The organism is Kitasatospora sp. NPDC043950, assembly GCF_056435345.1.
On sequence record NZ_JBWKER010000005.1, the window covers coordinates 1 to 23,542 of the forward strand.

The following is a 23,542-nucleotide window of genomic DNA, read 5'->3' on the forward strand; positions in this document are numbered from 1 at the left end:
CCCCCCCCCCCCCCCCCCCCCCCCCCCCCCCCCCCCCCCCCCCCCCCCCCCCCCCCCCCCCCCCCCCCCCCCCCCCCCCCCCCCCCCCCGACGGCGGGGGCCGTAGGCCGTGGGTCAGCGCACGGTGACGGTGAACACGGGGGAGGCGACGTCTCCGCTGACGATGCGCAGCTCGTTCAGGCCCTTGATGCCGAGCTTCACGCCGAGCGAGTAGGAGCCGTTGTGGTCGGTGCGGACGGAGGCCGGCAGGGTGACCCACTTGCCGTGCTGCTTCTGCTGCAGGGTCACCTCAGTGCCCGCCTTGAGCCCGGTGGTGGTGCCGGTGACCCGGAACAGCTGCCAGGCCTGGACGGTCGTGACGGACGGCTTGGCGGTGATGCCGGCGTGCGCGGCGGCCTGCTGCGCCGCGGCCTGCTGCGTGGTGGACGTGGGGTAGGCGGCCGGGGCCGCCGCCATGGCGGCGGTGCCCGCCAGCCCGAGGGAGAGCACGGCGACGGTGGTCACGGCGGCCAGGCGCAGGGAGTTCCGCTTGGAGACGATCACGGGTGCACCCCTTTCAAGGGGAGGTGATTGCTCGGCCCGAAGAGCACGGTCGGCGCGATTCGGGCTCTGTCATCTGTAGGGACGCCACGCTCCACGCTTCGGTTGTGAGCGGATCGTCACCGCCTTGTAACGGTCGGCGATGCCCCGGAGTTCCCAACACCCAAGCACACGGGCGGAATTGGCGCTTCCTGTTCTACGGACACGACAGTCGGACCCGACGGTCCCCCTCAACGGCCAGCGAGGGCACGGCGCCTCCGGACCCGGTACGTTCGGGGGGCGCGGAAGACCGTCGAGCACCCGGACCGGTCGAACGTACGGGTCCGGAAGCGCAGGGCGGCCTGCCAGCGTGTCAGGTCGTCGGCGACGGTGACCTGGTAGTCCCGGCCGCCCTGGAGGATCAGCATCGGGCGCGCGAGTGCGGTCGCCGTGGCCACCGGGTCGTACGCGCGCAGGTCGAGCCAGTAGGCGGCGGAGAGTCCGAACGGCAGCAGCTCCGACGGCGTGTCGGGCATGAGTTCGGGGCCGGCCACCAGCGCGGCCTGCTGGGCCAGCGCCGCCACCGCATCCCCGAGGCCTCCAAGGCCACCGTCTACCGGCACATCGACCTACTCGTCGCCGGCGGAATCCTGGAGGTCGCCGAGGAACGGCGGGTGAGGGGCGCGGTAGAACGGCACTACCGGCTGCGCCAGGACCGAGCCGTGGTCGGCTCCGAGATGGTCCGCTCGCTCACCCCTGAAGATCACCGGCAGGCCTTCGCCACCGCGATGACCGCCCTGCTGGCCGAGTTCAACGCCTACCTCGACCGCGAGCAGGCCGACCCGATGGCCGACCAGGTGGGCTACCGGCAGCACGCACTCTGGCTCAGCCCGGAGGAACTGACCGAGCTGATCGGCGAGCTGCGCACGGCCATCGTGCCCAGACTGGCCAACCGGCCGAGCCCCGAGCGGGCGCAGCACCTGCTGAGTCCGATCCACTTCCCGGTGGAGGCCCCGCCGGGGTGAACCGAGCCGGGGTAGGTCGAGCCGGGGTCCGTGGCGAAAGTGCCGGCGCTGTCTGCTGCCCGGCCGCAATTCGGTAGCGGACCGAGCGGTGCTTCGGGCAGGCTCGCGCGCATGGTCTCGGTGTTGCAGAACGTGGCGATCGACTGTGCGGATGCCTACGGGCTGGCTCGGTTCTGGAGTGAGGTGCTCGGTCGTCCGCTGCACCCGGAGGACGGCCCGGGTGATCCGGAGACTGCGGTGATGCTGCCGGAGGGCCAGCTGCTGTACTTCCACCAGGTGCCGGAACCGAAGACGATCAAGAACAGGGTCCACCTGTGCCTGCGTCCGGAGACCACCCGCGAGGCGGAGGTCGAGCGGCTGCTGAACCTCGGGGCCACCCTCGTCGACGACCGCCGGGAACCCGATGGTGCCGGCTGGGCCGTCCTCGCGGACCCTGAGGGCAATGAATTCTGTGTTCTCCGCAGTGCGGCCGACCGCGCGGCGATGTCCTCCTGCGGCTCCCCCGCGCAACGGCCGGCTGCCCCGCAGTAGCTGGTCACAGCCGTTCGTTGATGGCCGGGACGATGCGCCGGTCTCCGGGCGGCGACGCGAAGTGCGCTGCGCTCCGGCCTCGTTGAGCGGGAATACGGCGCTGAACAGACGCATTGCACGGGGTATGAAGGCCATTGGTGTCTACGACTTCGGCGGTCCGGACGTGCTGCGCGTCCTGCGGTTGCCCGAACCTCAGGCGGGCCCCGGCGAGGTCCGTATCCGGGTGCACGCGGCGGCCGTGAACCCGACCGACATCATGCTGCGGAGCGGCGGTCACGCCTCGCGCATGCCCGGGCGCCGGCCCCCGTTCGTGCCCGGCATGGACGCCGCAGGCGTGATCGACCAGCTCGGCCCCGGGGCCGACGAACGGCTTGCCGTGGGCCAACGGGTGGTCGCCATCGTGCTGTTCACCAGCGCGCACGGCGGAGCCTACGCCGAGCAGATTGTCGTACCCTCCGCCTCGGTGGTGCCGGCCCCCGAGAGGGTGGACCTCGCTGCCGCGTCCACCCTGCTCATGAACGCCATGACCGCGCGCCTCGCCCTGGACGCGCTGGCCGTACCGCCGGACGGAACCGTCGCCGTGACCGGCGCGGCCGGTGCCGTCGGCGGATACGCGGTCGAACTGGCCAAGGCCGACGGGCTGACCGTCATCGCGGACGCCGCCCCGCACGACACCGACCGGGTGCGCGGGTTCGGCGCCGACCACGTCGTCGAACGCGGACCCGAGGTCGCCGCCCGCATCCGCGCACTGGTACCCGAGGGAGTTCCCGGTCTGGTGGACGGCTCGATACAGACCACCGAGACGGTGCCCGCCATCGCCGACGGCGGAACGCTGGCCGAACTGCGGGGCTGGTCTGGCCCCGCCGAACGCGGCATCCGCGTACGCCCGGTGATGGTGACGGACGGCATCACCGACACCGAGCGGCTGAACACGCTGCGCCGCCAGGTCGAGGACGGCACCCTGACCCTGCACGTCGCCGACGTGCTGCCGGCCGAGAAGGCGGCCCAGGCCCACCGCCTGCTGGAGGCCGGCGGCCTGCGCGGCCGGCTGGTACTGGACTTCTCCTGACGGCATCGCGGGGATCGCACCCGCGGCGGCGATCACGGAACGGGCGTTGGCGGGTGCGTTGGCGGGTGCGTTGGCGGGGGGTCCCGGCGGTTCTCACGTCCGGTTCAGCGCAGCGTGGCGGCGAGCGGTCCGACGGCTTCCAGCACGTGGCGGCGGAGCCACCGGGACGCGGGATCGTCGTCGAGTCGGCGGTGCCAGCGCAGTTCGATGTCGGCCGCCGGCATTTCCAGTGGCACCTTGTGCCACCGGAGGGGCACCTGTCGCTCGACGAGGTGTTCCGCCACCACCCGGGGGCCGAGGCAGATGACGTCTCCCTCCAGCGCCATCAAGGCTGCCACGGCGAAGGAGGGCACCACCGCGACGACGCGGCGGGAGCGGCCCAGGCGGTGCAAGGCCTCGTCCAGCGGCCCGTGCGCGAGGCCCCGGCGGGAGGCGGAGATGTGCGGGTGGGCGCACAGGTCGTCCACCGTCAGCCGTGCGGCCTTTCCCAGATCGGAGTGTGCCGCCACCACGGCGACGAAGTGGTCGGAGAACAGCGTTCGCGCGCGCACGTCCGGAGGGGGCGGGTCGGCGACGCCGATGTCGAGGTCGAGCGAGCCGTCGCGTAGCCGATCAGGTTCCTTGGAGTCCTGGGCGACGAACCGCAGGCGGACCTCGGGTGCCTCGGCGGCGATCCGATGGGTGAGGCGGGGCGCGAGGACGGGGCTGAGTCCGTCGTTGACCCGGATGGCGAAGGTGCGCCGCCACGATCGCGGGTCGCTTCCCGCTGCATCCACCCGGAGTTCGGCCGCGGCCTCCAGCAGCGCCTTGACCCTGGCGGCCGACCGCTGGGCGAACGGGGTGGGTACGAGGCCCCGGCCGGCGCGCACCAGGATCTGGTCGTTCATCGCCCGTCGCAGCCGGCCCAGGGCCCTGCTGGTGGCCGGAATGGACAGATGAAGACGCATCGCGGCCGCGGACACGCTGCCGGTGTCCATCAACGCGTCGAACACGCGCAAGAGGTTGAGGTCCAACTGGTCGGCCACGGACGCCCCCTTCGTTTGCGTCTGACGCAAACTCCCTGTGCAAAGCATGCATTAGACATCGCGTCAGGAGCGTTCGAGACTGACGTCGTGGCCACCACACCCTCCGTCCCACCCCTGAGGAGCTGCGGACATGCCGAACCACAGGCACCCTGAGAACCGGACGCCGTCCCCTACCGAAGTCACCGCATTCACCGAAGCCGACGAAGCCGCCGTATGCGCCGAAGCCGCCGAAATCGCCGTAGTCGGCTGCGGGCCGGTCGGCATGACGCTCGCGGCCCTGCTGGGCAAGGCCGGGCGCTCGGTCGTGGTGCTCGAACGCTACCCCGGCCTGTACGGCCTCCCGCGGGCCGCCAGCTTCGACGGCGAGATCATGCGCGCGCTCCAAGGGCTCGGACTCGTCGACGAACTGGCGCCCACCCTGCGCACACAGGACGCGTACGAGTGGCGCAACGGAGCGGGTGACCTCCTCATCCGACAGGTGTTCCGCAACGTCGGCGCCAGCGGTTGGGCCGACCTCTACCAGTTCCACCAGCCCGACCTGGAGACGGCGCTGCACTCGTTGTGCACCTCGCTGCCGAACGTCGACCTCCGTTTCGGCACGACGGTCACCGGCCTGTCCCAGGACCGTGACCAGGTCACCCTGAACACGTCGGACGGTGCGACCCTCGCGGCGCGCTACGTGATCGGCTGCGACGGCGGGAACAGCTTCGTGCGGAACGCCCTCGGCATCGAACAGGACGACCTCGGCTTCTCCGAACCCTGGCTGGTCTGCGACTTCGCCCTCCGGCGCCCCGCGGCCGACCTGGGGCTGCCGTCGATGCTGCAGATCGGCGATCCCGAGGGACCGACCACCGTCATCACCACCGGTGCCGAACGGCAGCGGTTCTGCTTCCTGCTCGACGATGACGACGACTTCGGGCGGGAACGTGCGGCGGACGGCGTGTGGTCCCGCGTGGGCCGCTACCTGTCCCGCGACGACGCCGACATCGCCCGTACTGCCACCTACACCTTCCAGTCGCTGGTCGCGAGGCGCTGGCGGGACGGCCGGGTCCTGCTCGCGGGAGACGCCGCACACCAGATGCCGCCCTTTCTGGGGCAAGGGCTCTGCTCGGGGATACGGGACGCACTCAACATCGCCTTCAAGATGGATCTCGTGCTGCGCGGCATCCGGGGCGCCGAGGTGCTCGACACCTACCAGAGCGAGCGGGAGCCGCATGTACGCGGCGTGACGGCCACGAGCATGGAACTCGGCCGCCAGCACACCCTGCGGGACCCGGTGCTCGCCCGCGAGCGCGACCGCACGCTGATGGCCCACCGACGCACGCTCCGGGAGCCGGACCGGATCCGGCTGCCGGACCTCGGCCCCGGCCTGTTCGCCTCCGGCGGAGGCCGACTGTCCGTCCAGGGCCGGGTGAGCGACGGCCGACGGACGGGCCTGCTCGACGACATCGTCGGCGGAGGCTTCCGGCTGCTGGTCGCCGAACAGGCCCTCCCCCGGCTGAACTGGGCCCGGCTCAGCGACCTGGGCGTCACTGTCGTCGGCTTCGGCCCCACCCCCACAGGCGCTGCCCCCGGAGCCGTCGTCGCCGACCCGGACGGCACCCACCGTCGCTGGCTGTCCGACCTCGGCGCCGCCGCTGCCGCCGTGCGCCCCGACAACTACGTCTACGCGGCCGGGCCGGACGCGGACGCGGTGGCGAACCAGCTACTGGCCCTCCTCACCCCCGGCGCCTGAGCCCGGAACCGGCTCAGCCGACCCCCAACGCCGTGCTCCGCGCCCGGAACCGCGCCCAAGCCCACGAACCCGCGCCCACCAGCAGGGCCGCCCCAGCGCGTACACCGGCAGCCAACGCGTCGTCGTCACCGCCAGGGCTGCGCCCACTCACAGGCTCTCCTCGTCCGCCAACGGGGCACCAGCCTCCCGCCACCGCCTACCGCCACGGCTTGTCACCACACCGGTGGGCCCTCGGACGCCACCCGCCCAGCCCAGCCCGGGCCTACGGACGGGTCAGTGCCCTCACCGCTCCCAGTAGTCGACGTCTGGCAGCCGTATCCAGCTGTCGGCGGGGCCGGTGACGGCGCGGGCGTCGGCGGGGCCGGTGACGGCGCGGGCGTCGGCGGGGCGCAGGCCCGCGAAGGCGCAGGCCTGGGCGACGGCGTGGTGGTGGTAGAGGTAACCGGTCAGGACCTCGTCCGGGGTGTGGTTCGGGAGGGGGGCGCCACCGGGGTGGAGGTCCCAGGCTTCGACGGTGCCGTCGCGGACGATGCTGCCCTGGTTGCCGCTCTTGGGGTTGGCGTACAGGCCGTAGCCGACCGTGCCGGCGGTCAGCCGGGCCATCGCTCCCGGGGTGGACGGCGTGTAGCCCCAGGGCTGGGTGACGACGCATCCACCGGGCACGGTCGTGACACCGGCGATGAGCAGGCCCTCGTCCATGTCGTACTCGTTCGGGTCGTCGAGGAAGTCCTCCATGAACTCCTCGTCCAACGGAGTCGCGTCCAGCCGACGGACCGCTTCGGCGGCGTCGATGGCGGCGACGCAGGCGAGGCCGGTGCCCTCGAAGGGGAAACGGCCCAGGCCCTGGACGAGTTGCCGCCCGCGCTGGACGGTGGCCTGCTCGGTCGCTGTCAGGCCGGCTTGTCCGTCCGGCACGGGGAACAGATCGGGGACTGGCCCGGCCAGAGCTATGCGGCCGGGCGACCAGCCTCCGAGCTGGGGCCGCCACGGGTCGGCGCCTGCGGCCACGAGGGCCCGGGCGTTGTCCGGCCGGTTCTCCATGACGGCCTCCCACAGGGCCGTCGTCCCGTTCTCCAGCGCGTCCACGTCCGACACCCGGCGCGTCAGTTCGGCCACCACCTCGGACGAGCCGAACCCCGCGGCCTGGTGCAGGGGGCGGAGACCCCCGCCCCACACGTCCGGGTCGGCTCCTGCGTCGAGCCGCGCACGGATGTCGTCGTGGTCCCGCCAGCTGTTCCAGGTCACACCGTCCCAGCCCGTCATCGCGGCCCCCCGTTCGTTCGTCGTCAGCGCGGCCTGGCCCTCCGCGAGCGCCACCCGTCCACACACGATTGCATGCCGGTCTGACAGTCGCTGTCCGGTGCCTTCGGTAGCTGCTGGGGCCGTGCCCTCGATGACCGCCACTCGTCACCGGACAGCGCCGCGGGGCTCCCCCGGCTGCCCGACCGTCGTGCTCCGGAAACGCGGACCGCAGGACCGTGCCGGGAGCCCGGCGCCTTCCAGATGCCGGCTGACCGGTCGTCGACCGGGGTCAGCGGTACCAGGTGCGGACGGCGTCCGCCGTCTCGCGGACGTCCGCGTCCCCGGCGCGGATGCGGGCGGCCAGGTCGGCGGCCTGCTTGGGCTCCGCGGTGACGATGACCCCGGAGGCGCTGAGGTAGGAGGCGGCCACGACAGCGGCGAAGTGCTCGTTGGCGAACTCCAGGGCCGGGACGCGGATCAGCTGGTGCATGAGGGCCGCGGCCCGCTGGTGCACCTCGCCGTACACCGGCACGTCCATGACCTCGTCGAGGTGGCGGGCGACCGCGGCGGCCAGGGTGCCGTAGTCGGTGACGTCCGGATCGGCGGGCAGGAACTGGTGGGCGATGTCAAGCAGCCACGCCCGGTCTATCTGGAGGATCACGCGGCGTCCGCCGCGGCGCCACGGGTGCTCTGCGGGTAGGGCCCGAACTCGGCCTCGAACGTCGGCGCCCACGTCGGCGCGAAGTGCGCCGCGGCTGTCAGGAACCGTTCGCGCCGCTCGTCCGCCTCCTCGGCCAGCACCTTGCGCGCATAGTCCGTCAGGCTCAGCCCGGCGGCCTCCGCCCGCTGCTCCAGCGCCTCGTGCACGGCGTCGTCCAGTCGCACGTTCAGCTGCTTCATACCGGCGAATCGTAGTTCGGCGTACACCCCGCTACAAGTCTGAGGACGGCGTGTCGGGCAACACGGACCGCCCCGGCGGACTCCAAGCACGTCCTCAGCAACGAACTCGGCCGTCGGCCGACGGAACCGCGGGCCCGTTGCTTTCTCCACCAAGTCGGGAACTCGGTCGCTTGGGTCGCTTCAGTAGCTGCCCTGCCGGGTCACATCCTGGGGCTACGGGCCCTCCGCCGGCTCAGGCCCCCAGCGACCGAACCGGATCCGGTGCCACAAACAGGCCGTGCGTACCGGGACAGCAGGGCAACGGCACTGTCCTCGGAGGGCAGGGGCGACCCAAGCGACTCAGCGACTCGGTGCTGGAGGTGTTCAGGCACTGATCGCTCCTGCGGACATAGTCCCAGGTCACAGCATCGAAGCGACTCTCCCGGCCCTGCGGCGGAGCTACTGAAGCGACCCAAGCGACCCAAGTTGGGGACTTCCACGAGAACCTGGTCCGGCGACACGCCGGGGACCAGTGCCCGAGAGACTCAGTCGCTTTCAGTCGCTGGGGTTCAGTCGCTGGGAAAAACCCCAGGTCAGGGCAGGTTCACCCACCCCGTCAGCGACCGAAGCGACTCAAGGTCAGGTATATGAAGACATTCCCCTGTGCGTGTGCGCGTTATAGACCCGGGCTACAGTCGCTTCAGTCGCTGTTTGCTGTTAAAAGCGGCTTTGACCTGCGAAAATGCCGGGAGACCGAAACCAGCGACTGAACGGGGTCGGTCGCTGACCCGGGTTTCGGTAGCTGAGTTTCGCCGCAGACTCCGGCAGTTCGCGTCCCCACGTCCTCGCTCGGATAGTCTGTGTGAGCTATCTTCTGGACTTCGGTCGCTTCAGTCGCTGATCCGGCGCCCACCAGTGCCCTGACCTGGCTATTTGCCCTCAGCGACTGAACGAGCGACTCAAGTCCGAGCAGCTACCAACCATGGGGAGAGGGACCAGCGTGACGGCGCCTAAGGCCGTGGGGAGCGACCGAGCGTTTCGCCAGCCGGATGCGCTGGCCGTCGCGCGCTGGTGCGCCGTCCAGGGTTGGCCCGTCCACCCGCTCGCACCAGGTCGCAAGACCCCGCCTGCCAACTGCCAACCCTGCCAGGAGCCGGCTCACAGTCCCGCCGACTGCCCGTGCCCTGCGGCCGGTCGCTGGTGCCACGGCTTCCACGCGGCCACTCTCGACCAGGACGTCCTCACCGCTTGGTGGCGCGTCAACCCGGACTTCGGTACCGGGGTCGCCTGTGGCCCGGCGGGTCTCGTCGTCATCGACGTCGACAGCCACCCCAGCACCGTCCCCGCCCGGGACCGGATCCTGCCCGGGATTCCGATCCACGAGAACGTCAACCTCGACGGCCTCGAGAACGGCTACCACACCCTCGCTCTGCTCGCGGTCCTGCGCCAGGCTCCTGACCCTGCGACGGACACGGAGACCCTGCGCGTGCGCACCCCCTCCGGTGGGCTGCACATCTGGTACCAGGAGGACTCCCCCCGCAGGTTCGCCTGCTCCACCGGCTCCTCCAACGGCCGGGCCCTGGCCTGGCAGGTCGACGTGCGCGCCCACGGCGGATACATCGTCGCCCCCGGCACCGTGACCACCGCCGGTACCTACACCGCGCTCCCCGGGGCAAGGACCCCCGCGCCCCTGCCCCAGTGGCTCAGCGACGAACTCGTCCGCACCGGCCACCTCAAGGACCAGCCCAGTACCCCGCGCCCCTCCCAGCCGTCCGTCCCCGACCGCGGCCGCGCGGCCGTCGTCGCGGCAGGCGGCGGCAAGCGCGGGGCCGAGCGAGTCCTCGACACCGTCCTCCAGGACGTCACCGACTGCGCCACCACCCCCGAGGGGGCCGGTTTCACCGGCAAACTCAACCGCGCCGCCTACACGATGGGAGGCCTGGTCTCCGCCGGTCACCTGACCCACACCGCCGCCGAGCGGCTCCTGCTGGACGCGGCCCGCACCGCCCGCCCCAGCCAGGACAGGCAAAGCTCCGCCGTCATCCGCTCCGGCCTCGCCGCCGGCGCCCGACAGCCCCTGCACGTCGGGAAGGCACGCGGATGAACGACAGCACCCGCAAGAGGACGGTCTTCGATCCCGTGGCCACGGCCCAGCAGATCCTGGAGTACCCGCCGGTCCCCGGCCCAGCCTCCCCGCCCCCCTGGCACGGCACCCCCGTCCAGGAGAGCCTTCTCGACACCCCGTCCGCCGAACCTGCGCCGGCCCCCGAGCCTGTTCAGGAGAGCAAGCAGGCCCCGGCGGGGCCGGAGGCGAGCGCGCACGGTCTCCTGCCCGACTCGCTGTCCGACCGGGGCAACGCCAAGCTCTTCGTCCACCTCTACGGAGGCGACTACCGCCACGTCCCCGGCCTCGGCTGGTATCGCTGGGCGGCGCACCGCTGGCAGCTCGACGAGGACGACACCGTCCTGTGGGCCGCCGGCGAGATGGCCGAGAGCATCGCCACCCACGACTCCCGCGGCGTCTACACCAACACCGATCTGCGTCGGCACCGCCGCCGGGCCCTCTCCACCTCGGGCATGAACGCCATGCTCGCCCAGGCGAAGTCCGCTCCGGGCATGGTCCTCAACGCCGCTCTCCTGGACGCCGACGCCTACGCCCTGTGCACCCCCGGCGGCGTGGTCGACCTGCGCACCGGCGCCATCGTCCCGCCCGACCCGAAGGTCCACCACCACTCCCGCTCCACCACCCTGGCCCCCGCCCGGATGCGGACCCCGCGCTGGGACCGCTTCCTCACCGACACCTTCGGCGACGACAAGGAAGGCCGGCAGACCCGCGACTTCCTCCACCTGCTGCTCGGCTACTCGATCAGCGGCGATGTCGGCGCCCAGGTCATGCCGTTCCTCTACGGCCAGGGCAAGAACGGCAAGAGCGTCCTGCTGGACGTCATGATCCAGCTCCTCGGCGACTACGCGGACGCCGCCCCGCCCGGCTTCCTGATGGCCAAGACCTTCGATGGGCACCCCACCGACCTCGCCGAACTCCACGGCCGACGCATCATCGTCTGCTCCGAGCTCAAGCCCGGCGACCGCTTCGACGAGGCCCGGGTGAAGCTCCTCACCGGCGGCGACAAGATCAAGGCCCGCCGGATGCGCCAGGACTTCTTCTCCTTCGAACCGACCCACAAGCTCTGGCTGCTCGGCAACCACCGCCCCGAGGTCGGCACCGGCGGCTTCGCCTTCTGGCGCCGCATGCGCCTGATCCCGTTCGAACGGGTCGTCCCCGAGGAACGTAAGATCGACAACCTGGCCCACGTCCTCGTCGCCGAGGAGGGCCCCGGCATCCTCGCCTGGCTCATCGACGGCGCCCGCCGCTACTTCGCCGGCGAGAAGGACCTCGCCGGCCCCCAGCGCGTCCAGGTCGCCACCACCGCCTACGCCGAGACCGAGGATCACGTGGGCCGCTTCCTCAAGGAGGCCTGCATCACAGGCGAGGGCATGCGCGCCGAACAGTCCCAGCTCTTCGGCGCGTACACCCGCTGGTGCGGATTCGAAGGCGCCAATCCCGTATCCGGTCGTGCGTTCGCTGCACGAGTTCGCGAGACACTGGGTATGACCTCCCCCAAGGAGATGGTCCTGTCCAACAGTCGCAAGTACTACCCGGGCATCGGCCTGATCACCGACGACACAGAGGAGCAGAACGCGTGAGCGCGCTGATCGACCCGGCCGAGCTCGCCCACGAAACCGATCTCGTCTGGCTTGAGGACACCACCGACCTCGACTACGTGCGCCAGTCCCTGGACCGCCTCACCACCCGCCGCGGCCGCCCCGCCTACCACCGCGACGGCCGCATGGTCGGCTATGCCATCCTCGGTCCCGACGCCAGGTCCTCCCGGGCCTCCGGCACCTTCCGCCGCCGCGTCTTCTGGCTCCTGCCGCACGACCGCGACCAGGACCCCGAGGGCCTCTACTCCACCGGCGCCCCCTCCGAGGCCGTCGACCCGCGCACCGTCGCCCCCGGCGTCAAGGGGTACAAGACCGAGCGCTCCGAGGGCGGCCCGGCCTCGCCGGCGATGCTCGAACTGGGGATAACGCTTCCGAAGGCGTGACCGTATCGGCGTGGGTGCACTCGCACCCACGCCGTTCTGCTCAGACGGCTGCTTTTCGTCCGGCGGTTACGGCTCGGCGTCCGGGCGGCGCTTCTCCTCGAAGAGGGCCGACTGGCCCGCCAGGAGGCTGTCCAGGAACCGGCCGTGCTGCGGGGGCGTGCGGTCCGGGTGTTCCAGGGCTGGGGTGAGGGCCTGCGGAACCTCGGTCTGCGGGTCTTCGGCCCGGGGCTTTTCGGCTTGCAGCGTTTGGATCCGTAGGGTTTCGCTCTGGAGGACTCGGGCCCGGAGGACTTGGGTCTGCGGGACTTCGACCTGGCGGACCCGTCCGGCGCCCAGGACACCGAGTGCCTCGGCGAGGCAGGTCATCGCCTGACCGGGCTCGGCCTCCCTCTCCCCCGGCCTCTCCCCCGTGCCGGTCTCGTCCTCCCCCTGGGCGCGGCCGCGCGGCGACGTACGCGCCTTCGCGGCTCTCGCTGCCTTCGCACCGCCCCGGCCGGCCATCGCCGCCCCCGTGCGCGACGCGGCGGACTCCTTCCGAAGCCGGTCGACCTCCGTCTCCAGTGCCGCCAGGCGCATCCGCAGGTCGTCGAGCTCGCTCATGCTCCCCCTCGTTCAGGACCGTCCCCGGCCTCCCACGGCCGTTGACGTGCCGCTTCAGCCTAACCGGGCGCTCCCGGGCCGTCGCCTCCGGCTACGGACTTGGCCACGGGCACGCCAGTTCGTTCGACGACCACACGTTCGTCAAGGCGGCGGCACGTAGTTCGGACGCTGCCGCGATGCTGTTGCTCCGTCTCCTGGGCATCGGGAGCGGCCGCTGAAACCTCGCGACCGTCGGGGCCTCACCGGGTTGCGGCTCCGGGCAGTCCGCAGAGGTCGAGCAACTCGTGGAGGCGGTCAGCTGCCAGGTTCGGGTTGGCTGCGGCTCCTTCCGCGTGCTCCGGATCGTTCAGCAGAGCCGAGAGCAGGTCGAGAGGAAGGCGCGGATTGGCTGCCGCGGCTTGACGGACGCGGGGTTCGGGGTCGGCGAGCAGATGGACGGGCAGCTGGTCCAGGCCGGCGTCGGAGGCGGCCAGGGCGCGGACGTCCGGGTCGTCGTGGTCGAGCAGGTGGTCCAGGCCGGTGCGGGGCAGGCGGGGCAGCGTGAGCAGATAGGGCCGCTGGCGCGGTGCGGCGATGAAGGCGTCGAGAACGAGTGCGGGCGGTGCCAGCGGGTGGTTGAAGGACAGCAGGTGGCGCACGTCCGCGTCGGGGTCCTTGGCCAGACGGTGCACCAGCTCCGCCGACAGCAGGGGGCAGGTCGCGGCGACTCGGCGCAGCCGAGGATCCGCAGACGCGGCGCACGCCTCGTACCAGCTCGTCCCCGGCTCGACGAACATCTCGCCGACAGCGCCGATGTCCTCGACGGCGTGCCCGAAGACCCGGTCGATGGCGGCGCGCTGCGGCCAGGTCCGCGGCAACGGGTGCAGCAGGGCCCGGGCCCGTACGGCGCTGTCCGGGTCCTGGGCCAGTTCCGTCAGGAGCGGCGGGTCCAGGTCGGCTCTGGCGGCCACCTGCTTGCGCACGTCCGGATCGGGGTCGTGGGCGAGGCGGGCGACGATGTCGCCGGGCGTATGGGGGTTGCGGGCAAGCGACCACAGGTCGCGCCGTTCGGCGAGGCACTGCTCGGCCACGGCGTGGGAGACGGCGTAGCTGATGAGCAGAAGATTCCGGGAGTGACAGGCGCGTTCCGGCAGCTCCGCTTCCATCGCCGCCGGGTCCAGGATCCGGCGGCGGTCACGGGCGGTCTCCGAGACGGTGGGATCCGGGTCGGCCAGGAGCGCGTCGCGCTGGCCGGGAGTCAGCCACAGCCACAGGCTGGCGGCCTGGGCCCGAAGCACGGGGTTCGGGTGGTCGAGCATCCTACGGCGGAACGATGCACGGATCTGCCCGGAGAACGCCAGCTCCTGCCGGATCTCGTCCGCGCTGAGCAACTGCTCCCGGCGGTGTTCGTCGCGGGTGGTCAGCAGGATTTCCAGGACGTCGTCGGGCAGCGGCTCGGCCCTGTTCAGACGTGGGCGCGGACCTGCGGCAAGGCTTGCGCGGACGAAGGCATCGGGGTCGTCGACCAGTCGGCCGCGCTGTTCGGGAACGGCGTGCCGGTTGCGGGCGAAGGCGCGGCGGACCGTCTGCTCAGGGTGTGCGAGCACCGCCTCGACGACCTCGGGGGGAAGAGCGCGTTCCTGGCAGAGGGCCGTCCAGGCAACGCGCCCCTGCGGGGCCAGTAGACGCAGCAGAACCTCGGACGGCGCAGCCCGGTTGGCCGCGACGCCTCGCAGCCACGGTTCCGCGAGAAGAGAGGAGGACATCGGGACATCGTGGCAGTGGATACGACGCCGCGTCGACAGGGTTCGTCGAACCTGACGGCCCACCGAACCGAAGCTGCCGACTTTGATCGACCATTTGCTGCCTCCTGAATTTTCTGCGGAAAATTCAGGAGGCAGTGAGCGAGTGGGGCCGACGCGTCATCTGGATCGGGCTGCCGCTCCCCCGCTGGCTCAGCTATCCCTCTGAATTTTCCGCAGAAAATTCTGCGCCTTCGGACTGGGCGCTGCGGAAGCGGCGGCCCGCTGGCGGACCTTCGGTCGTGCTTGGGCCGCAGTGGATCAGGTCGACTGACACGGCCTGGGGCGGTCGTTCTCGACGTCGCGGGCGAGGCGGGGGCTCGCGGTGAGCCGGGTTCTCCGCGACTCCCCCGCGATCCTCCCCCGGTTCGGGCCGCGCTGTGCCGTCGCTTGCTACCGGCGCAGGCGGTATGTCAGCTGAGCAACCGGCGGGCCGTCCCGGTGTGCTTTCTGAGGGCCATCGAATTTTCTGCGGAAAATTTCGCGGCGTGGTTCAGCACTCCGGCTGTCTGGTCCATGGCGGTCTGAAGGGATCGTCACTCAGCCGACTGGCGAACGATCCTGCGGGCGAGCTCGGGCAGAACGCGTCGGTCCATTCCGGCTGAGGGCTCCAGCATCGGCTTGCGGTTGTGGTGGGGCTCAGCGGTGGGTGGGGGAGCTATCGAAGCTGTCGGTTTGGCGGGGGGAGGAAGCGGGATTCTGTCCCGACCTGGACGGGCGTGGTTGAGGATGGATGGTCGTCATCCTGGCAGCGCCCGCCGTCGTCGCCTACCAGAACCAGTGCGGTGGGCGCTCCTGTGTTCGGCACGGGCACAATGGTGTCCCGGCCAAGGGACCGCGGCTGAGCGATTTTCCGCAGAAAATTCTCCACGCGCAGGACAGCTATGGGGCAGCAGCTTCTGCCACTTCTTGCCTCGCCGGGGGATGGTCGGCAGTGCAGCTGTGTGCGCTGGCTGGCATCGGGCTCATGGATTCGCGCGATCTGCCGCTGGCACAGCATGGCGAACGCACGCCGTTGGAGTGGGTCCGGACGGCATGTGACGTCATCTAGGGGAGCCGATCAATCCCCCGAGCCGTCCCGGTGTTCCCTTGAGGCCCCCGAATTTTCTGCGGAAAATTTCGCGCCTCGGTTCAGCAGCCTGGCTTCCTGGTCCACCGAGATCCGAAGAGAGCGGCACTCGGCCGGCTGGCGAACGACCCTGTGGGCGAGCCCAGCAGTCCCCCGGGCCGCCCCAGTACCCCTCCCGAGGTCCGCCGAATTTTCTGCGGAAAATTTCTCAGCGTGGTCCACCGCAGTCCGAAGGGAGTGGCACTCGGCCGGCTGACGAACGACCCTGTGGGCTTGCCCGGCCGGACCGTGGGGGGCGGGCCAGCGGAGCCGCATCATTGGCCTGCGGTTGTGACGGGAGCTCAGTTTTATGTGGGGGAGCCGTTGAGGTGGCTGATCCAGCATGGAGGAAACGGCGCGTCTACCTCGGACTGGATGGGTGTGGCCCACGATGAATGTTCGTCATCGTGGCAGTGTCCATCGGCGTCGCCTACCAGAACCGGTGCGGTGGGCGCTCCTGCGACCGGCATAAGCAGATGGGTAGTTGTCGCGCGGTGAGCTCCGGACAGCACGACTGCGTCCGGGGCCAGGGGGCGCGGCCCGGCGATTTTCCGCAGAAAATTCGTCGGCGGTCGGGCAGGGGCAAAGCCGCTGTTGGTCTTCGCCTCGGTGACGGATGACCGCGTACGCGTCCTGTCACGGCCCGCGTCGACAGGCTCTGTGGCTCCTGGGCGAACCGCGCCTACCTGTGTAGGCGCGGCATCCGTCGCACCATCCTGGAGGAGACCTACCGGATCTGTAGCCGAACGAAGCTCGGCGCCGGCGACGGACGTCGCCCAGGTCCGACGAAGATGATTACCGCGCTCAAGCAACACCGCGTGCGGCGGCGACGGGGTACCACGAGTCGGCTGTCCGCTACGAGGCAACCGTGGTGATCGCCGCCTCATACGAGTAGCTGCGAAACGCCACCCGCTGCGATCATGTGGCGGTGAACGATGGACTGCCGGACGGCTGGACGATCGAGCGAGTGTGTTCCGCATCAGGGGATCCTGAAGCCGCCCTGCTCACCCTCGAACGACTGGTCGTGGTGGAGGAGCACGGCCGCGCGGACTACGTCTCACTCCGGCCCGACGTCATCCTGGCCTTCCACGGCCTGTGTCTCGTACGAGCGGACGACGACTGGTACATGGGCGAGCTCGACTTCGACGGCTCGGTCATCTGTTGGGCCGCCTACGGTTCCGACTTGGGCGAAGCCATCCAGGGGTTGTGACGTATCAGGCGATCGGCTTGATCACTTTCACAGCGTGCCTCAGTGGGGGAGAGGATCCCCACTTGTCGTGATAGGCGCTCCCCCGTAGGAGGCCGCAGGGGAGTCGAAGCCGTCGGCAATTCCTGTGTCGCGAGGGTGGGCCGATTGTTGGGAACCGGGACACAGCGATCGCGGAGCCCGATCTGTCTACCGCTCAGTCGAGGAATTTTCCGCAGAAAATGCGAGGGCTTCGATGGGGGAGCAGCATCAGCATCCGGACCAGCCGACTGGCAAGCGCACGCTCACGCGCTGCACAGCCACGGCTCGGACTCGGGTTCCGGCTCATTCAAGGGGCTTCCGTACCACTGGCCCATGCCGTCCGGGTTGGCTCTCTCCGAGCTTCTCCGCGGAGGCCGGTCAGAGTTCTCGACGGACATCCATCGTGCCCACGGCAACGGCAATGGACGATGCCAGCAACGGACGATGCAGGGGATGGCCGATCCGTGGGCTTCGTCGAGGGACTCTGAATTTTCCGCGGAAAATCCGATGCGCCATCGGCCAAAGCGATGCTCTGGACATCCACAGCGGCGTCGAGTTCGCCATCACTACGTCCGCCGCTTGACCTGCTTTATGGCGCCTCTGCCTTCACGATCGAACCAGCAGCTCGTATCCGACCGGACCGATGGCCCCCCGAAAGTGCTCACCGGGGCAGGACCGCCACCTCCCGATCTCGACCGTACGGCTCATACCTCGGAGAGGACCCGGCCAGTGGGGCGGCATGCCACAGCTGATGTCGGTCCTCCAACGCATCGGGGTCAAGGGCTCCGGCATGGTCATCCGCGCACACCCCCGACTGCCCTGGCGGCGCCAAGGGCGTACAGCTCCCGCCGCAACTTGTCGCTACCTGCGAAGGCGCCAGATTCAAGCACGCCATTCCGGAGAGGCAGGATCAGCGGGCCAACCGTCGGCGACGAGTCAGCCGAGGAGGCTGGCCTGCGGGCTTCGACATGGAGATGTACAAGCGACGGAACGAGGTCGAGCGCGCGCTCAAATCGGCTCGGCGTCCTCGATCCGACTGCGGCCCAGGTCGTTGGTCGGTTCGATTCCCGGGCGTCGCCTCGTCCGGTCAAGTCCGTCTCGACGTCGTCCCAATCCGGGCCGTGCAGCCACAGGCTCTGTACCGCCCTCCCGCATCAGTGCCGGCTCGCCCGGTCGTGGCAGAGGCACGAGCCGGTACGCCAGGCTCCGTATCTGCATCGGCAGGCAGCCCCCGTCAGCTGGCCGCGGGCACAGCGCCCTCAGCATGGCGAGGATCGCATCCGCATCGGCGAAGGTCAGCTCCTCGACGAAGTAGTGCTCGTCATCGTCGTAGTCGCTGAAGCGATGTCTCGCGACGGGCTTTCCGACGGCGGCCGCAGCCGCGGTCAGTCTGGCGGTGGCGCCGACGGTCGGTACCTCGGCGCTGCCACGAACCCGGGCCGACCATGAGGCAGAGGACCGGAGGGGAAGGGGAGCGGCGGGTGAAGGTCCAACTTGCCAAGCGGCCGCAGCGAGCTGCGGTACGCCTGAGGTCGAGCTGGCCGGCCAGGAGGTGGCGGAGCCGGGGACGAGCTTCCGGCGGAAGGAGAAGCGGGTGCGATGTTCGGCACCCGTCCGGCGTGGGTGTGAGCGCGAGTGGCTTCTTCGAGGCCTCGGGAGCCGACTCCTCAGCGGTCAGAGGCGATTTGCACGTCGCAGGCCACTTCACGTTCAAGGGACTGAACACAAAAGACATCGGAAGACCAGTAATAAACAAATCTCGGTACGGCGCTGTTTTCGGATGACGTGGTGCTGGGCACGTCCCCCCGTAGCCTTCCCGCAGCGGCCGGGCCCTTCGGTATTTAGTTCGTATGAATAAGAGATGAGGCGGTTCGGATTCGGTGGCCGAGGTGAGCCACGTCGACGGTCGAGCCTTCGCGACGTGTCGGGTGATCGACCCGAAGTTCCGGATGTGGGGGAGAGGGCGGGACATGGCCTGGGGGCGTAGCGGAGCGTCGTCCACCAGAGCTGGGCGCCTCGCGGGGAGGGGAGCCCGGTGCGCGGGGATGACTCCCGCCCGCCGTGGTGGCATGAGACTCTGGGATTCGGTGACCGAGCCCTGGAACCTCATTGACGTCTGGCCGGCGAAGAACGCATCGGCCAGCCTGGCCGAGCGTCACCCGCCCGCATCGCCCGAAGCCGTCGGGCGCACCGAGGAGCGGCTCGGGTTCGAGATCCCCGCTGATCTGTGCGAGTCGCTGCTGTGCCATGGCGGAGACGACGCCTACCTCGCTGTCCTTCCGCGCGGCCCCCTGTACTCCACGGAAAGGATCGTCGAGATCCGCACCATGCGGATGAGGATCTGGGACGCCGATGATCCGGACCAGCGGGACGCCCCGTGGTGGGGAGCGCGGTGGGCCCCGTTCGCCGGCCGTTACGGCGACGAGCACTTCATCGACGCCGGGCCCGGCCTGTGGCACAACCACCTCGGGAGGGCTGCCCATGACGGCTCGGCCTACTCCGCCGGCTGGCCGAGCCTGGCCACCCTGGCTCCATGCCGTCGCCCAGGCGATGCTGCACCACGGTGGCCGCGACCACGTCGAGCCGGCTAAGTCGCCAATTCGCTTTTGTGTCAAGGTAGTTGAATGATAGATCTCACCGAAAGAGCGGAACTCGGTTGAGTGGCAAGCCCTTTGCGGGAGTCCTGTTCGGGCATCGGGGACGCAACACCTGAACTGGGCAGGCTGGTCTTCGGTGTTGCCCATGATCTGGTTGAAGAGCCCCGATGCGGTGTGTCATCACATCTCGCACGAGGCCCGCCGTGACGGCCAGTTGCGGGTGTCTGGGCATCGGGCGCGACACGACAGTGGCGTCAGGGGCGGAAGGGGAAGCCGTAGAGGTGCACGGACACGTGCTCGCGGCCCTCGGTGTCGCCGTCTGCCTTGGCGGCCTTGCCGCGCTTCCGCCAGCGTCGTCCCAGCGCCTCGAGTTCGCCGTTCAGCTCGGCGAGTTCGGCCGGGGTCGGGTCGATCATCCCACTCGGAGCTGAACGTGGAGTCCGTCCACACCTTGCCCCAGGCGGCGCCCTGGTCCAGGTACGCGCGGTACGGGGAGGTCCGGGTCTCGACGATGCCGCGGGTGACCGCGCCGACTGCGGCGGCCCCCTCGGGCGTGCCCGCGAAGTCCGAGTCCCCAAAGCCCCAGCCCTCCTCGGAAGCCATCTGCCACCACGGCTCGCGGCCGTCCGCACTGCGGCCGCTCGCCTCGGACACGAAGCCGTGCTCGGCCAGCTTGCGCAGGTGGTAGCTGACCAACGACGGGGCCGCGTCGACCTGTTCGGCGAGCTGGAGGCGGTCGCGGCGCCCGCGGCGTACAGCAGCCGGTAGAGCATGCGGCGATGTCGTAGTGGAAGCGCCGCGCGGCCTGGATCCGGACGCTCTCGATCCGGCCGACGCGGACGGGGGCGGGGGGTGGTGCAGGGCACCGGCTTGGTTCAGATCGCGCCGCTGTCATCGACGGTGTCCGCTATCGGCTGCCAGCGGACGTCCGGGTGTTACGGGCCGTCGGCTGCGGCACGGGCCCGGGTACGGGCACGGGTACCGGTGCGGTTGGGGGAGGGGTCGGGGACGGCTCGGTCAGGCCAGCCAGCGCAGCACGGTCCAGGGGCCGGCGGGCAACGGTGAGAAGACGAGCGTGGGCACCAGGAGCAGTCCGGCACTCACCCACCAGTAACGGCGGCCCCGTAGGCCGGCCAGCCTGCGGAGCCCGAGGTTGACCAGCCACCACAGCAGGCCGAAGACCGTCCAGACGACGACGCCGGCCACCACCCACACCATCGGGCCGTCGTTCTCGGTGGGTTCGCGCTGCCCGAGCCCGAGCCAGACCAGCGGGTAGTTGAGGAAGAACACCAGCGTGAACATCAGCGGGACCATGGCGGCGAACCCCAGCGCGACGTTGACCAGCACCGGGGCCGCCCACGCCGCCCACACCGCCTGCCTCGTCCGGGCCTCAGGCGTTGCGCAGGGGTGCATGGTGCTTCTCCAATGCCCGGTAGAGCTCGGTCAGTTCGACGTCGTGCTTGCCTGCGGTCCGGTCCGTGCCCGGGCCGTCGTAGCGTCGGGAAGTCGATGGCGGGGTGGCTGTTGCATTCGTCCTGCGCGCTCGTCAGTCGCGGGTGAGGTCCTCGGGCACTGCCCGGGCGAGGGTGTCGGCCACCGTTGTGCAGGCGAGCCGGGCCACGGAGCGCAGCTCGGCGTCGGAGGTGCCGGCCCGGCTCAGTACGGCCAGCGACTGGTTGACGGCGACGACGAATACGGCGAGCTCGTCGAGCGTCCGGATGTCGGCCGAGGAGTCCGCCAGGGCCGTGCGTACCCGTTGACGCTGTACGTCGAGCAGGCCGCGCACCTGTGCGCCGTTCTCCTCCTTGAGCGTCGGCGACTGCGCGGCGGACTGGGCGATGAGGCACCCGGAGGGGACCGACGGGTCGGCGATGCGGCCCAGGACGACGCCGAAGAACGCCTCGACCGCGCGCACCGGATCACCGGGGTGCGCCGCGAGCGCCTGCTCGTACTGCGTGCCGTAGATCGACGCGTAGCGGTCGAGGCACTGGCCGAACAGGGCGTCCTTGTTGCCGAAGGCGCCGTAGAGGGAGCCGCGGCCCAGGCCGGTGGCCGAACCGAGGGCATCGAGTGAGGCGTCGGCGTACCCGCGCTGCCAGAACACCTGCATGGCCTGGTCCAGTGCCGCGTTGATGTCGAACTGCTTCCGGCCGGACACGGTGTGCACCTCTCCTGCTTCTCCGCTGTCCCACGTCGTCGCGACGAGCCTACCCGCATCTTGGACCGATCGGTCAGTCATCTTTGACTGATCAGTCCAAGATGGCTAGCGTGCAGGCAGGCGGTTCCCGGATCCGAAGACTTGCCGGGGCCAGCCGCTGGCCACCGGCCGTCAGCCGCCGGCCGGACCGGGCGGTTCCCGCCGTCTCGGCGAACCCGTCAACCCCGTGCCTCCGAAGGATGATCATGAGTCTGTCGCCGACCCGCCCGCCCACGCCCGAAGGCCGCGGTTCCGTCTCCCAGGTGCCGAACCTCCCGGCCGGCTTCGCCGACACCTTCACCAGCCGCTACGTCGACACCGGCGAACTGCGCCTGCACGCCGTCACCGGCGGCGAAGGGCCTGCGCTGCTGCTGGTCGCCGGCTGGCCCCAGACGTGGTACGCCTGGCGTCTCCTGATGCCCGCGCTGGCGCAGGACTTCCGGGTCGTCGCGGTCGACCCGCGCGGCGTCGGACTGTCCGACAAACCCCCGGGCGGGTACGACACCGGCACGCTCGCCCGCGACCTGGTGGCGCTGATGGACGCGCTCGGGCACCGGCGGTTCGCCCTGGTCGGCCACGACGTCGGGATGTGGACCGGTTACGCCCTGGCTGCGGACCATCCTGACCGGCTCGACCGCCTGGCCGTCGCCGAGGCCGCGATCCCGGGGTTGTCGCCCTCGCTGCCTCTCCTCGGCAGCCGGGAGGCCAACGACCGCCTCTGGCACTTCGCCTTCAACCGCCTCACCGACGTCAACGAACAGTTGGTCAGCGGACGCGAACACCTCTACTTCGGCCACCAGTTCGCCACGAAGTCCGCGAAGGCACTGCCCGACTACGCCGTCCAGCACTACGTCGACACCCTCGCCGCCGAGCCGGAAGCCCTGCGAGCCGGCTTCGAGTTCTACCGCGCACTCGACACGACCATCGCCCAGAACCAGGAGCGCAGGACTCGACGGCTGACCCTGCCCGTCCTGGCGATCGGAGGAGCGGAGAACCTGGGCGCCTCCGTCAGCGAGACGATGGAGCTCGCCGCCGACGACGTGCAGGGCCTCGTCCTCCCCGACTGCGGCCACTACCCGGCCGAGGAGGCCCCGCAGGCGATGCTGACCGCCCTGACCGCGTTCCTGGCCCCGTACCGGGACGGAGCGGGCGCCCAGGGTGCCCCCACGGCACGCGTCGGCCCCACCATCCTGACCGGTGAGGTCGACGCCGCGTACACGGCCATGACGATCGATGCCCGGCCCGTCTCGAACGCCCGTCGGCAGGCGTCGGATGCTGACCGCTATGACCACTGACCGCTCTCTTCCGACTGACCCCGTGCTTGCGGGGGAGGAGCTTCTTTCCGGCCCGCGGCGGAGCGGTGATGCCCTTTGCCGTTTCTTGACCAGGGCCCGCGGTGCCGGATAGTGAACTGCGGTGATCTGTTGAACTGTCAGGAAACGGCGGCGCGGTGTTCCAATGCGCCAGGGCTGCGCGTGGGCGCACGGCTGTTCGGGGCGGCCGGTGAAGGCGAATGCGTCCCCGGCAGCGGCGCAGTCCCGATGCCGCTGTCCGTGCGTCACGCTCTCTTGCGATGGCGGGATTCGGGGCCGGGTCGCCGGGGATATCCGGGAGGTTCTCGGAAATCAGGGGCTCAGCGAAACGGACATTGTGCTTCATGACACGCGGGTCGTGTCGGCATCAGGCCTGATCATCTGGAATGCTGTTCCAGTCCGCCGTCACCGGCTTTGATCGGCGGGCATCCGCAGTACCGGGCAAGCGGCCCGGGAAGCCCACGGAGAGAACGGAACATCATGAAGCCATCTGTACTTGTCGTGTCCACTGACCCTCAGGGATCGGCCGTCGTCTGGGCGGAGCGGGTGGGGGACAACCTGCCCTTCGATTTCATGGCGGCGCACGA

General features: G+C 70.4%; 21 protein-coding genes and 1 pseudogene. 11 read left to right on the forward strand and 11 right to left on the reverse strand.

The genetic code is table 11. From position 1 onward, the window contains the following. Positions 1 to 114: 114 nt before the first annotated feature. Both AC07BF_RS04705 and AC07BF_RS04710 read right to left on the reverse strand, forming a co-directional pair. Positions 115 to 543 carry a hypothetical protein gene (locus AC07BF_RS04705; RefSeq protein WP_363625677.1) on the reverse strand — a complete coding sequence of 143 codons (429 nt, stop codon included), beginning with the start codon at positions 541 to 543 and terminating at the stop codon, positions 115 to 117. A gap of 227 nt (positions 544 to 770) precedes the next feature. Further along, the gene (locus tag AC07BF_RS04710) at positions 771 to 1,142 is read right to left on the reverse strand and encodes a hypothetical protein (RefSeq protein WP_478332932.1); all 372 of its coding nucleotides are present in this window, start codon (positions 1,140 to 1,142) and stop codon (positions 771 to 773) included. A 51-nt stretch (positions 1,143 to 1,193) separates the two neighbouring features. Between AC07BF_RS04710 and AC07BF_RS04715 the strand changes: the two genes are divergently transcribed. The 3 genes from AC07BF_RS04715 (at position 1,194) to AC07BF_RS04725 (ending at position 3,144) form a co-directional block, all read left to right on the forward strand. Continuing rightward, positions 1,194 to 1,544 carry a hypothetical protein gene (locus AC07BF_RS04715; RefSeq protein WP_363584247.1) on the forward strand — a complete coding sequence of 117 codons (351 nt, stop codon included), beginning with the start codon at positions 1,194 to 1,196 and terminating at the stop codon, positions 1,542 to 1,544. A 111-nt stretch (positions 1,545 to 1,655) separates the two neighbouring features. Continuing rightward, positions 1,656 to 2,075, forward strand: a complete 420-nt coding sequence (locus AC07BF_RS04720) for a VOC family protein (protein ID WP_363584449.1) — start codon at positions 1,656 to 1,658, stop codon at positions 2,073 to 2,075. A 124-nt stretch (positions 2,076 to 2,199) separates the two neighbouring features. Continuing rightward, positions 2,200 to 3,144 carry an NADP-dependent oxidoreductase gene (locus tag AC07BF_RS04725; RefSeq protein ID WP_478319048.1) on the forward strand — a complete coding sequence of 315 codons (945 nt, stop codon included), beginning with the start codon at positions 2,200 to 2,202 and terminating at the stop codon, positions 3,142 to 3,144. Positions 3,145 to 3,248: 104 nt separating this feature from the next. On the opposite strand, the gene AC07BF_RS04730 is transcribed toward AC07BF_RS04725, so the two are convergent. Continuing rightward, a complete protein-coding gene (locus AC07BF_RS04730; protein ID WP_478332933.1) occupies positions 3,249 to 4,169 on the reverse strand; it encodes a LysR family transcriptional regulator in 921 nt (306 codons plus the stop codon). Between the two features lie 130 nt (positions 4,170 to 4,299). On the opposite strand from AC07BF_RS04730, the gene AC07BF_RS04735 reads away from it, so the two are divergent. Beyond that, a complete protein-coding gene (locus AC07BF_RS04735; protein ID WP_478332934.1) occupies positions 4,300 to 5,904 on the forward strand; it encodes a bifunctional 3-(3-hydroxy-phenyl)propionate/3-hydroxycinnamic acid hydroxylase in 1,605 nt (534 codons plus the stop codon). A gap of 282 nt (positions 5,905 to 6,186) precedes the next feature. Here AC07BF_RS04735 and AC07BF_RS04740 read toward each other — a convergent pair whose 3' ends face one another. From AC07BF_RS04740 to AC07BF_RS04750, 3 genes are all read right to left on the reverse strand, one after another. Further along, positions 6,187 to 7,221 (reverse strand): ankyrin repeat domain-containing protein, encoded by a 1,035-nt coding sequence (locus AC07BF_RS04740; protein ID WP_478332935.1) that lies wholly within the window; start codon positions 7,219 to 7,221, stop codon positions 6,187 to 6,189. A gap of 214 nt (positions 7,222 to 7,435) precedes the next feature. Beyond that, positions 7,436 to 7,807, reverse strand: coding sequence for a fic family toxin-antitoxin system, toxin component (locus tag AC07BF_RS04745; protein WP_363627689.1), 372 nt, complete (start codon positions 7,805 to 7,807; stop codon positions 7,436 to 7,438). Next, the gene (locus tag AC07BF_RS04750) at positions 7,804 to 8,046 is read right to left on the reverse strand and encodes a plasmid mobilization protein (protein ID WP_363584259.1); all 243 of its coding nucleotides are present in this window, start codon (positions 8,044 to 8,046) and stop codon (positions 7,804 to 7,806) included. Before AC07BF_RS04750 ends, AC07BF_RS04745 begins: the two co-directional genes overlap by 4 nt. Before the next feature lie 997 nt (positions 8,047 to 9,043). On the opposite strand from AC07BF_RS04750, the gene AC07BF_RS04755 reads away from it, so the two are divergent. Genes AC07BF_RS04755 through AC07BF_RS04765 form a run of 3 tightly spaced genes read left to right on the forward strand, consistent with a single transcriptional unit; the run spans position 9,044 to position 12,131 of the window. Further along, a complete protein-coding gene (locus AC07BF_RS04755; RefSeq protein WP_478332936.1) occupies positions 9,044 to 10,129 on the forward strand; it encodes a bifunctional DNA primase/polymerase in 1,086 nt (361 codons plus the stop codon). Beyond that, entirely contained in the window at positions 10,126 to 11,730 is a 1,605-nt protein-coding gene (locus tag AC07BF_RS04760; RefSeq protein ID WP_363584263.1) for a DNA primase family protein, read from the forward strand. The genes AC07BF_RS04755 and AC07BF_RS04760 overlap by 4 nt, the downstream gene beginning before the upstream one ends. Further along, positions 11,727 to 12,131: a DUF6009 family protein gene (locus AC07BF_RS04765; protein ID WP_063352543.1), complete on the forward strand. Its 405-nt coding sequence runs from the start codon at positions 11,727 to 11,729 to the stop codon at positions 12,129 to 12,131. Before AC07BF_RS04760 ends, AC07BF_RS04765 begins: the two co-directional genes overlap by 4 nt. 66 nt (positions 12,132 to 12,197) lie before the next feature. On the opposite strand, the gene AC07BF_RS04770 is transcribed toward AC07BF_RS04765, so the two are convergent. Together AC07BF_RS04770 and AC07BF_RS04775 are read right to left on the reverse strand one after the other, a co-directional pair. Continuing rightward, positions 12,198 to 12,731, reverse strand: coding sequence for a hypothetical protein (locus AC07BF_RS04770; protein WP_363584265.1), 534 nt, complete (start codon positions 12,729 to 12,731; stop codon positions 12,198 to 12,200). Between the two features lie 239 nt (positions 12,732 to 12,970). Next, complete coding sequence (locus AC07BF_RS04775; RefSeq protein ID WP_478332937.1) at positions 12,971 to 14,476, reverse strand: hypothetical protein; 1,506 nt, start codon at positions 14,474 to 14,476, stop codon at positions 12,971 to 12,973. 769 nt (positions 14,477 to 15,245) lie between these two features. Between AC07BF_RS04775 and AC07BF_RS04780 the strand changes: the two genes are divergently transcribed. The 3 genes from AC07BF_RS04780 to AC07BF_RS04790 all read left to right on the forward strand — a co-directional run bounded on the left by AC07BF_RS04780 (position 15,246) and on the right by AC07BF_RS04790 (position 19,439). Next, positions 15,246 to 15,563, forward strand: a complete 318-nt coding sequence (locus tag AC07BF_RS04780) for a hypothetical protein (RefSeq protein WP_363627691.1) — start codon at positions 15,246 to 15,248, stop codon at positions 15,561 to 15,563. A gap of 985 nt (positions 15,564 to 16,548) precedes the next feature. Continuing rightward, positions 16,549 to 16,830 (forward strand): hypothetical protein, encoded by a 282-nt coding sequence (locus AC07BF_RS04785; protein ID WP_363584271.1) that lies wholly within the window; start codon positions 16,549 to 16,551, stop codon positions 16,828 to 16,830. A 2,105-nt stretch (positions 16,831 to 18,935) separates the two neighbouring features. After that, positions 18,936 to 19,439, forward strand: coding sequence for an SMI1/KNR4 family protein (locus AC07BF_RS04790; RefSeq protein ID WP_363584273.1), 504 nt, complete (start codon positions 18,936 to 18,938; stop codon positions 19,437 to 19,439). A gap of 260 nt (positions 19,440 to 19,699) precedes the next feature. Here the strand turns inward: AC07BF_RS04790 and AC07BF_RS04795 are convergent. The 3 genes and pseudogenes from AC07BF_RS04795 to AC07BF_RS04805 form a co-directional block, all read right to left on the reverse strand. Continuing rightward, a pseudogene (locus tag AC07BF_RS04795) lies at positions 19,700 to 20,218 on the reverse strand (winged helix-turn-helix domain-containing protein). Positions 20,219 to 20,462: 244 nt separating this feature from the next. Continuing rightward, positions 20,463 to 20,858: a hypothetical protein gene (locus tag AC07BF_RS04800; RefSeq protein WP_363627692.1), complete on the reverse strand. Its 396-nt coding sequence runs from the start codon at positions 20,856 to 20,858 to the stop codon at positions 20,463 to 20,465. A 133-nt stretch (positions 20,859 to 20,991) separates the two neighbouring features. Next, positions 20,992 to 21,603 (reverse strand): TetR/AcrR family transcriptional regulator, encoded by a 612-nt coding sequence (locus AC07BF_RS04805; protein ID WP_363584277.1) that lies wholly within the window; start codon positions 21,601 to 21,603, stop codon positions 20,992 to 20,994. Positions 21,604 to 21,848: 245 nt separating this feature from the next. On the opposite strand from AC07BF_RS04805, the gene AC07BF_RS04810 reads away from it, so the two are divergent. After that, positions 21,849 to 22,937: an alpha/beta fold hydrolase gene (locus AC07BF_RS04810; RefSeq protein WP_478332938.1), complete on the forward strand. Its 1,089-nt coding sequence runs from the start codon at positions 21,849 to 21,851 to the stop codon at positions 22,935 to 22,937. Positions 22,938 to 23,542 lie beyond the last annotated feature (605 nt).